This is a genomic window from Streptomyces sp. NPDC057702 (assembly GCF_042799315.1).
GTDB lineage: Bacteria > Actinomycetota > Actinomycetes > Streptomycetales > Streptomycetaceae > Streptomyces.
The window spans coordinates 38,908-49,540 of the sequence record NZ_JBHVJC010000050.1; the positions used below are offsets into that span (position 1 = coordinate 38,908).

General features: G+C 73.2%; 6 protein-coding genes. 3 read left to right on the forward strand and 3 right to left on the reverse strand.

Translation table 11 applies throughout. From position 1 onward, the window contains the following. Positions 1-2,291: 2,291 nt before the first annotated feature. Complete coding sequence (locus ACFVFR_RS29130) at positions 2,292-2,978, forward strand: TetR/AcrR family transcriptional regulator (RefSeq protein WP_383707080.1); 687 nt, start codon at positions 2,292-2,294, stop codon at positions 2,976-2,978. Positions 2,979-3,129: 151 nt separating this feature from the next. Further along, complete coding sequence (locus tag ACFVFR_RS29135) at positions 3,130-4,641, forward strand: MFS transporter (protein WP_383707082.1); 1,512 nt, start codon at positions 3,130-3,132, stop codon at positions 4,639-4,641. 646 nt (positions 4,642-5,287) lie between these two features. Here ACFVFR_RS29135 and ACFVFR_RS29140 read toward each other — a convergent pair. From ACFVFR_RS29140 to ACFVFR_RS29150, 3 genes are all read right to left on the reverse strand, one after another. Next, a complete protein-coding gene (locus tag ACFVFR_RS29140) occupies positions 5,288-5,791 on the reverse strand; it encodes a MarR family winged helix-turn-helix transcriptional regulator (RefSeq protein WP_383707084.1) in 504 nt (167 codons plus the stop codon). A 586-nt stretch (positions 5,792-6,377) separates the two neighbouring features. Next, positions 6,378-7,571, reverse strand: coding sequence for a questin oxidase family protein (locus tag ACFVFR_RS29145; protein WP_383707086.1), 1,194 nt, complete (start codon positions 7,569-7,571; stop codon positions 6,378-6,380). 424 nt (positions 7,572-7,995) lie between these two features. Beyond that, positions 7,996-8,439: a hypothetical protein gene (locus tag ACFVFR_RS29150; protein ID WP_383707088.1), complete on the reverse strand. Its 444-nt coding sequence runs from the start codon at positions 8,437-8,439 to the stop codon at positions 7,996-7,998. A gap of 959 nt (positions 8,440-9,398) precedes the next feature. On the opposite strand from ACFVFR_RS29150, the gene ACFVFR_RS29155 reads away from it, so the two are divergent. Then, entirely contained in the window at positions 9,399-10,400 is a 1,002-nt protein-coding gene (locus ACFVFR_RS29155; protein WP_383707090.1) for an RNA polymerase sigma factor RpoD/SigA, read from the forward strand. Positions 10,401-10,633 lie beyond the last annotated feature (233 nt).

The window sequence follows — 10,633 nt, forward strand, 5'->3', positions numbered from 1 at the left end:
CGGTATGAGGGCGACGAACGCGGCGGCGGCGACCAGCGCGACGCGGGGTGCGCGGGCCGCGCGTATGCGCTCGTGACCTGCGGATACGCGGCCCGATCTGCGGCGGCTCGGGGCGCCTTCGCCGAGGGCGCGCGAGCGCGGGGCGCGAGGCGCGGAGGCGGGCGACGCGGGCCGCGGGCCGCCCGGGAGCGGAGCGCCGACACCCGCACCGACGCCCGTACCCGCGGTGGCACCGGTCGCGCCGCCGTGGCGCGCTGGACGGGGCGGAGAGGAGTGAGCGCCGGTGGGAGGGGGGCCGGCGGATATGGGAGGACGGGCGGGGCGGGGTGCGGCGGCGGGCACCGGGGGAGGGGTGGCGTGTGGTGCCCCGGGTGTGGAGGGTTCGCCGGATGCGGTGGGTTCGCCGGATGGGGTGGGGGTGTGGGGCGCGGCGGGCGAAGTGGGCAGGGCGGGGGCGTGGGGTGGATCGGACGCGGCGGGTGTGTGGGGCGGGTGCTGGCCGTCTGCCCCATCCGGCTCATGGGGGACCGCGTGCCGGGGCTGCTGGCCGGACCGGCCTTCGGCGGCCTGGCGCGACGGGTGACTGATGTCCTGGCCCGGCTGGTGCTCAAGGCCCGGGCCTGGGCTGTGTCCGGGACTCGGACCGGGACCGTGTCCGTGGCTCGGGCCTGGGTCGTGCCTGGGGTTCGGACCTGCGTGGTGCCTCGTGTCCTGGCCTGGCTGGTGTCTGGGGCCCTGGCTTGGCCGTTGCCTTGAGCCTGAGCCTGAGCCTGGTGCCTGGCTTGGCTGGTGTCTGAAGTCTTGGCCTGGTCGTTGCCCTGAGTCTCCGCCCGGTGGCTGACCGGATTCCTGGCTCGCCGGCTGCCTGGAGCTCTGACCGGGTGGGTGGCCTGAGCCTTGGGGTGACTGCTGGGCGGGTTCCTGGCTCGGCTGGCGCGTCGGGTCCTGGGTCGGCCGCTGCTCGGGGCCTTGGTGGGGTGACGGTTCGTGGGCCTCGTGGGCCTCGTGGGGGCTGGGGGTGGGGGTCTGGTCGGGGTCGTTGTCGCCTGGCTGGTGGTGCCGCATGCCGTACCCGCCTTCGTGGCCGGGGCAGCCGGGCGAGTGCTGGTGGCTGCGCTGTGTGACCACCATCGCGAGCGCGTGGGCGGGGCGCGCGCCGGGTGCGGCCAACCGCGCGGAATCCGTGCGCCGCTCGGGTGCCCCGGCGCACGGCGAGGTGTACCGCCGGCTGCCTCCTCTCGACACGCGGCGCGGCGCGATGCGCACGCGATGCGATGACTGACGGCGTCCTGACGGGACGGGGGCAGAGGCGGGGTCCAGCCCGTGAACCCGGCCGGGCGTGGGGACGAGCCTGCCGTCCGGCCCGCAAGGGGGTCCAGCCCGTGACGCTCGACCCGCCGTGCGGCCGGGCCCGGGCGCCTTGAGGTCGGGCCCGTGCACTCGGGCCCACGGCGTACGGCAGGTCGGGGCCCGAGTCCGGCGATGCCTGACACCAGGACGTACGGCGCGCTGTGGCGGTGCTGCCCGAAGGGGCCCGCGCTCGTGGCGGCCGGTGATGGGCGTGGGCGTCGGCTGGCCCGGCGATGGGGTGACGCGGTGGGTCGTGCCAGGGCGTGGTCCGGTTCCGTGACGTACGGGGGCGGTGTGGCGCTGGCCGAACTGCTCGGCGTGGGGCGTACGCAAGGGGGTGAGGTGGTCGGTCTCGCGGTGTGCGGGGGTGGGTCGGCGGGCGGCGGATCGGCGGGGTGGGGGCGGCGGATTGGTGGGGTCGGCGCGGACGTCGGGTGGCTCGGCTGGCGCGGTGTGGCGCGTACGGTCGCGTGCGTGCGGCGCTGACCTGCGGAAACCGGGCTTCCTGCGGCCGTGTCGGGCGACTACACGCACTGTGGCTCAGTTCACATCCGCTCGCGAAATATCCGGGGAGGTCCTCCCCGTTTAACCGGGTGACTTCATAAACGGGGACTAGGTCCCCGGTACGAGCACTCGGGACCTAGGTCCGGAGGACCGTTCCGGGACCGGGAAGTGACGGGGCGCCACGGGGGCCGGGAGCGGCGCGCGTCGCCGCCCGACACCACTTCGCGTGACCGCACGACCGGAGAACCGCGGAAGTCGGCGGCAGCCTCACAGCGCCGCGGCAGCGTCGCCGCGGGGTCCGCGAGCGGCCGTCAGCGGTGTGTGAGCAGCGCGACAGCAATACCGAGCAGTACGAGCAGTACGACAGAAGAGCGACGGAAGAGAAGCCGTACCGAGCGGGGGCTCATGAGCCTCCGGCCACCGAAGGGAGAGCGGTCGTGACCGCCACCAGCTCCGCGAAGGTCTCGCAGCCCCGGCTGCGCGCGGACGCGCTGCGCAACCGGGAGCGGATCATCGCGGCGGCGCGCGAGGTGTTCGTCGAGAACGGCGCGGACGTCCCCCTCGATGAAATCGCTCGACGAGCCGGGGTCGGAAATGCCACGCTCTACCGGCACTTCGCGGATCGCCGTGAGCTGATACACCACGTCGCACTCTCCGTCACGGACCACATAGCGTGCCAGGCGGAGGCAGCCAGGGAGCAGGAGCCGGACGCCTTCGAGGCGTTGCGACGCTTCGTACACAAGGCGGCTGACGAGCGGATCGGAGCGTTGTGCCCGCTCATCTCGCACTCTCCCGACAAGGAACACCCTGATTTGGTCGCCGCGCGATACCGCCTCAACAGCGCCATGGAAGCGCTGATGAGGGACGCACGGGAAAGTGGGCAACTGCGTACCGACATAGCCGTCGGGGACCTCATGGTCGCGGTCACCCAGCTCACCCGACCGCTCCCCGGCCTGGGGTCCTCACCTCGGGGACACGAGTCCGGCTGCGGAACCGTCTGCCACGACTTCGACCAGTTCGTCCACCGACACCTTCAGCTCTTCCTGGACGGGCTCGCCGCGCCCGCCCGCTCCGAACTCCCCGGCACGGCCGCGACCCTGGAGGATCTGCGCCCCACGACCTGAGCCTCTGACCTCACGCACCACTCTTCGCGTCGCGCCGCCGGCAGTCACCGCGGGCGCGCCTGTCACCACCATCCGGGCCCCACATGCCTCCCGCGTCACCGGCCCGCCACGTCCTGATCTTTCACTCCCGCATCGCTAGGTAGGCCCACTCATGCCAGAAATGGCCAAGCAACAAGCAGACCCCAGGCGCTGGAAGGCGCTCATCTTCATCGCCCTCGCCCAACTGATGGTCGTGCTCGACGCGACGATCGTGAACATAGCCCTGCCCTCGGCGCAGGAGTCACTGCACATATCCGAGGGCAACAAGCAGTGGGTCATCACGGCCTACGCCCTCGCCTTCGGTGGTCTGCTGCTCTTCGGCGGACGCCTGGCCGACCTGTGGGGACGTCGCCAGACGTTCATCATCGGTCTGCTCGGATTCGCCGCGGCCTCCGCCATCGGCGGTGCCGCCGTCAACACGGGCATGCTGCTCGGCGCCCGCGCCCTGCAGGGTGTCTTCGGCGCGCTGCTCGCCCCCGCCGCCCTGTCGCTGCTCGCGGTGACGTTCACCGACCCGAAGGAGCGCGCCAAGGCGTTCGGCGTCTTCGGCGCCATCGCCGGTGGTGGCGGCGCGGTCGGTCTGATCCTCGGCGGTGTCCTCACCGAGTACATGGACTGGCGCTGGACGTTCTACGTGAACATCCCGTTCGCGGCCGTCGCCGTGGCCGGCGCGATCATGGTCATCAGCGAGCCCAGCGGCAGCCGTAACCCGTCCAAGCTCGACATCCCCGGTGTGCTGCTCGCCACCACCGGTCTGGTCTCGCTGGTGTACGGCTTCACCCGTGCCGAGGAGGACGGCTGGACCGCCGGCGCCACCATCGGCCTGTTCATCGCCGCCGTGGTGCTGCTCGCCGCCTTCGTCATCGTCGAGGGCCGGGTCAAGAACCCGCTGCTCCCGCTGCGCGTGCTCACCGAGCGCAACCGGGCCGGTGTCTACATGTCGCTGGGCCTCGCGGTCATCGGCATGTTCGGCCTCTTCCTCTTCCTCACCTACTACCTGCAGATCGTCAAGGACTACAGCCCGGTCACCACGGGTCTCGCGTTCCTGCCGATGATCGCCACCATGATCACCGGTTCGACCCAGATCGGCGCCCGCCTGATGACTCGGGTCCCGCCCCGGCTGCTCATGGGCCCCGGCTTCCTGATCGCCGCCCTGGGCATGGGCCTGCTGACCCAGCTCGACACCGACAGCTCCTACGCCGGGCTGATCCTGCCCGCGATGCTGCTGCTCGGCCTGGGCATGGGCACCGCGTTCATGCCGGCGATGAGCCTGGCGACGCACGGCGTGCAGCCGCGTGACGCGGGTGTGGCCTCCGCGATGGTCAACACCTCGCAGCAGGTCGGCGGCGCCATCGGCACCGCGCTGCTCAACACGATCGCGGCCAGCGCCACCACCGAGTACTTCAAGGACCACGTGCGGGACGGGGGGCCCTCGAAGGGCCTGGAGCTCACCGCCCTGGTGGAGGGTTACACGACCGCCATCACCTGGGCCGTGGTCATCCTCCTGGTCGCCTCGGCGATCGCCTTCACCTTCGTCAACACCGGGCCGCAGGGTGGCCAGGCTGCCACCGCCTCCGGCGACGGCTCGGAGGACGAGGTTCCGGTGCCGGTGATGGCTCACTGACCCGGCTCACCGCCCTACCGGCGCCGCCCAAGGCGTCGGGGTGAGAGAGACGGACAGCGGCTGCCGCGCGAACCGCGCGGCAGCCAGGCGCGGGGCCCCCGCCCTCGGACACGTTTGGCGACAGTGTCCGAGAGCGGGGGCCCCGTGGCGTATCCGGCGCCCCGCGCCACGGGGCCCGTGTCACGGATCGGACCGGGGCGTCGGTCGCGCCGGACGGCCCGGACCGGACGGGATGACGTCGGGTGCGGGTGCGGGTGCGGGTGCGGGTGCGGATGCGGGTGTGGCGGGGAGCCGCGAGCCCAGCGCGGTGGGCGGGCGGGTGTGGCGGCGGGACGGGACGGGGCCGATGGGGCGGGCCAGGGGTCGGCGGGGGCGGCGCGTGCCGGGGCCCGGGCCGGTGTGGTGGCCGGGGCGGGGGCGTACGCGAGGGTGCCGGCCGTCGGGTTCGCGGTGGCCCGCGCCGGGGTGGGCGGGGGCGTGCTCGCGGTGGCGGGCCGGCGGGGGCGAGCCGCGTGGGCCGTGCTGGTGCGGCGGAAGGGGCGGGCGGGGCCCGGTGGTGAGGGGTGCGAGGTGCCGGCCCGGCGGTGGTGTCGTACGGGGTGCGCGGGCCGGTCAACCCGGTCTGGTGCGGGGGCGGCGGGCGGGGTCAGCGCAGCCAGGGCAGGTCGCCGCCGCCGCACTCCGGCTGGAGACCCTTGGCTATGGCGCGGCAGATCTCGCCGAGCTGGGCGACCTGCTCGGTCGAGAGCTGGTCGAACATCGCGTGACGAACCGCCTCGACGTGCCCGGGCGCGGACTTGCCGAGCACCGCGTACCCCTCGTCGGTGAGGACCGCGTTCTGGCCGCGCTTGTCCGACGCGCACTCCTCGCGCCGTACCCAGCCGTACTTCTCCAAGCGGGACACGGCGTGGGACAGGCGGGACCGGGTGATCTTCGCGCTCCGTGCCAGCTCGGTCATCCGCATCTGCCGCCGTGGCGCGCGTTCGAGCAGCACCAGCAGCGCGTAGTAGGTGTGCGGCATGCCGGCGTCGCGCTGCAACTGGCGGTCGAGATGATCCTCAAGAAGGGTGGAGGCATGCATGTACGCCTGCCAGGTCTGCTGCTCCTCATCGGTGAGCCAGCGCGGCTCGGGCTGGGATCCACTCGTCATGACATCCACTGTTTCACTCGGGAAGCTCTTCTTGAAGTTTAAACAAGTGCGAGTTGCAGCCATTTCCCCGACGTGACGGGTCACTCGCTGTCGCTGTACGGAGGGTCACGCCGGCGCTCCCTGTCGGGGCGCGCGCAGGGCGAAGTCCGGCGCCTGACGCGGTGCGCCGGACGCCGGGGCGGCTCAGTGCATGGTCCACCAACCCATGATGCGGGCAGGGGGTTTTGATCATCTCCGCACGGAGCGAAGAGGCTCTCTTGGTGCATTCCATGGCCGAGATCTTTCGTTCCCTCCTCATGACGTGCCGGCGACCGGTCGCCGCCGTGCGCCTTCCTGTCGCTGAACTGTCGGTTGCTGCCGTTTGGCGTACGCCTTGTGAGCGTTCGCGGGCGGTGCGGTGGCGTGGCGGTGACCGTGCGCGGACCCCGTACCCCCGTGGAACCTGTCCGAAAGGCATCGCATCCCTGACGGTGTCTCTCGGACAGCCGAAACGGTGGTCGGATTCGCCCGGCGGGGGCGGCCCCTCGATCGACGGGCGGGCGAGAGCGGCTGGGCGGGGTCGACGGGAGCCGGTGCGGGGCCGGGGTCAGCGAGGGGAGTCGATCATGGACTGGGCGTGGAGCGCCGCCACGAGTGCGCGGCGGTCGCCGTCCGGGGCGTCGACGACCGCGTCCAGCGCGGTGTCGGCGAACTTGATCACGTGCTCGTCGCCGTGGGACGCGGCCCGCGTGAACACCTCATCGGGCGTCATCGCCCGAGCCCGCTCCACGGCCCGGGCCACCGACCGTTCCGCCTCCGGTTCCGGGCTCGCCGCCACGAACGGCGCGCGGCCCGCCCACGGGTCGGGGGCGCCAGACGCGGTCAGCGGGGTCGCGGGCCCGTAGCTGGTCATGATCGCGGCCACCGACGGCCACACGGCGCGCAACGACGGCGCCCACAGCTCGCGCGGCAGGGCGGGCAGCGTACGCAGTACCGCGTTGGGCGCGGTGGCGGCGTGCACGAGCATGATCGGATCACCGTGGCCGTGCGTGACGTACCGCTCGGTGGCGGCTCGCACAAGCCGCCTGAGCTGGGCGTACGCCTCATCCGCGACATCGGGCACGTGGAGGGCGCAAGCCGCCTCCGGCCAGTGGGGGACGGAGGGAATCCGGGCCAGCCGGTCGCGGATGCCGCCGCTCTGGTCCGCCAGCCGGGGAAGTCCCGCGAGTGCCGTCTCGGGCTCCGCGTCCCCGGCGACGTCCACCGCCATCGGCAGCGGTTGATGGCGGGCGGCCCAGTAGCCGAGGGCCTCGGCGAGCTCGGTCAGGCGCGGACCGCTGGGGCCGCTCGACGCGAGACCGGTGGCGGAACCGGGAGCCAGCGCGTGCGCGCCCCGCTCGTCATCGAGCAGGGTGCGCACCGCGTGCCCGACGCGGATCACCCCGTGCGTGGCGGAGGCGAGCATTCCGGGCAGCAGGCGGGGCCACCACTCGGCCAACACCGCGCGCCAGGGCCGCTCGGCCACCTGCCGGCCGAAGAAGTCGGCCCAGTCCGTGAGGTGGCGGGGGTCGCCCAACGCCTGGCGCCAGGTGGCGTCCGTGACCGGGGCGACGGGGCGCGGCCGGTCCTCCAGCTTGCCCGCGTAGGAGTCGATCCAGCGGTGAACGGTGGCCGCCTGTCCGTGTCTGGTCAGGGCCTCCACGGCCATGGGGGCGTGATTGGAGAGCCAGCCGTGGCGCTCGGGGCCGGTGGTGTGGAGGCGTTCGAGAGCCTCGTCGAGGATGCCGCTCGTATCGTCCATGCCGCGCACGCTAGGCAACCGCCCCACGACCCGGAACGGTCGCGAGGACCAACCCCACCTGGTCCGCAAGGCGTGCGACCAGGGGCCTACGGCGGGCGGGCGCGGCCACCTGGCGGCCTCCTCGGCCGCCACCGCACGGGCACGGGCACGCGCGGGAGCGCGGGGCGCGGCGGGGGGATCGCGGGGGTGGCGTGCGCGGTGGTGCGCCGGGTGGTGCGATACGGGGCGATGCGCTGGGCCAGATCGTTGGGCCAGGTGCCAGGCCGTGGGGCTACGGGCTGGGTGGTGTGGGGGTGTGCCGGGCCGTCGGATGCCCGGTGGACCGTCGGGTGCCGGGTGCCGGGCCTCCGGTGGGGCGTGGCGGGGCCGGCCGGCGGGGCGCGGGGCGGGCCGGCGCGGCGCCGGGTGTCGGCGAACGGGCTGGTCAGCGTGCTCGTGTGCGGAAGACGTACAGCGCGCAGATACCCATGATCACGCCAAGCAGCAGGCCCATCATCGCGGACTTGAACACGGTCGCGCCGCTGAGCGCGTACAGGAACCCGAAGGCGCAGCCGAAGGCCACCGCGTACGTGAGGGTCTTCGCTTCGGTGATCATCGAGCCCTGGCGGCGCCCGATGGCGTAACAGACGGCCGTGCACACGGCCGCCGCGATCAGTCCGACGATGGCGGACTTGCCGGCGGACGAGCCGCCGTCGTGCTCCAGGAAGCCGACGTACGCGCCGAAGACCAGGCCGAGCGCGAGCGGAACCGACCAGGCGGAGGCGTGGCGTTCCATGTGCCGCGCGGTCGCTCCCGGGTGGCGCGGGCGGGCGTGCCGGGGGCCGCGCGTCTGGGGCCGCGGATGCGGGTGGGTATGGGTGTGCGTCATGGCGAGTCCCTCTCCCTCGTCGCCCCCGACCGATGCGCGGGGCACCTTCCACGGCACACCCGGACGCGACCCCCGGCAACTCGATCAGCGGATCGGGCCGTGAACGGGGCGGACGCGGACGCCGGGCTGGGGTGGGGACGGGCGCGCCGGTGGGCGCGGGGGACGCCCCTGCGGCGAGGTCGCCGAGGGCGGCGCGACGACGCTGGTCAGCGCCCGATGAGGGCGCGGCGGCGATGGTGGGAAGGCCGCGTCGCCCCACGCCCCGCGCGAACCGGTGCTAGGGCCCACCCGCGCGAGGTCGCCGCGCGCCGATCACGCCGGGGTGCGAGCCACGGGGGCGGGTGGGCGTGTGCCGACGTGGCGTGGGTACGCGTACGACGGCGCGCGGCGGGGCCCGTCGGTCGTGACGGGGCCAGGCCGGGGCGACGTTCCCTGCGTCGTCCCGGTCGCGTGGTTGGCCGGTTACCGCGACTCGCGGCCGGGGCCCGAGGGTCTGGGCGGACTGATGGGGCGCGGACCGGCCGGGCCGTGCGGACTCGGCTCCGGGTCGGCGCCGCGACCTGCGGCTTCGACGGGTTGGCCGGGGGAGGGCTGAGCAACCAGAAACCGGTGTACGCCGTCTACAGGGTGGGAACGCGGCCTCGAACGACGTCGTTCGAGGGTGAGAGGCAGAACGACGTACGTGACAGCCGTCTCACGAGCGCGACGCACGCCGACCCGCGTGAGGACGCGGGTGTCGCCCTCGGTACCCGGCCTGACCTGCGCTTCCGAATGATCCACTGGCATGTGGCCTCCCTTGCGGCGGGACAGGGTACTGCATGATCACGAAAATTGCGGGACTGGCTGGGAATTCTGTCCGGTTTCCACTCGTTGTTTCCATCGGACGGGGTACTTGCAGGGCCTGGCCCACTATCCCGACTAGCCCGATCCCGCGACCGACTCATCGCAAGGGAGCACGCATGGCAACTCGTGCCGTCGCCCGTCGTCAGGCCACCAACACCGGCTCTGACGGGGCAAGCAGCGTTCGCGCCGTAGGCGGGGAGATCGCCGACCGCGACCTGGTCGGCATGTACCTGGACGAGATCGCACGTACGCCGTTGCTCGACGCGGCCAAGGAAGTCGAGCTGTCCCAGACCATCGAGGCGGGCGTCTACGCCCAGCAGGTCCTCGACGGCGAGGTGGAGGAGAGCGCGGCGGCCGGAGCGAGCCGCGAGGAGCTTGAGGCGATAGCCGCCGAGGGCGCCCGCGCCAAGGACGTGTTCATCCGCTCCAACCTGCGCCTGGTGGTCGCGGTCGCCCGCCGCTACCCCCGCAGCGGCCTGCCGCTCCTCGACCTGATCCAGGAGGGCAACGCCGGTCTGGTGCGAGCGGTGGAGAAGTTCGACTACGCCAAGGGCTTCAAGTTCTCCACGTACGCGACCTGGTGGATACGCCAGGCCATCACCCGATCCATCGCCGACCAGTCCCGCACCATCCGGCTCCCCGTCCACTTGGTCGAGGAACTGGGCCGCATCCGCCGGGTGCAGCGCGAGTTCAACCGCGAGAACGGGCGCGACCCCGAGCACACCGAGATCGCCGCCGAACTCGGCTCCACCCCGGCACGGGTCTCGGACGTGCTCGACTGGGCCCGCGACCCGGTGAGTCTCAACATGTCGGTGGACGACGAGGGCGAGACCCAGTTCGGCGACCTGCTGGAGGACACCTCGGCCGAGTCCCCGGAACAGTCGGTGCTGGTCATGCTGCGCCGCGAGGGCCTCGACGACCTGATCGGCCGCCTCGACGAGCGCACCGCCTCGATCATCAAGGCCCGCTACGGCATGGAGGACGGCCGCGAGCGCACCCTCACCGAGGTCGGCAAGCAGCACGGCCTCACCCGGGAACGCATCCGGCAGATCGAGAAGCACGCACTGCTCGAACTGAAGAAGATGGCCCGCGACACGGGCTTCGACGCGGCGGCCTAGCGACCACGTCGACTGGGTCCTGAGACCCAGCGGCGGTGGCCCCGCCGCCGCCTCGCCACCACCAAGCGGGCCCCAGCGGCCCGCCCCCATACCAGAGCCCCGGTGCCACCCCCCCCGCACCGGGGCTCTGCCTGTGTGGTGGACGAGGGGGGGGGGGGGCCGCGGGGGGGGGCCGGGGGGCGCGGGGGCGGGGGCGGCCCCCCGCCGCGGGCCGCGGCGGGGGCGGGCGGCGC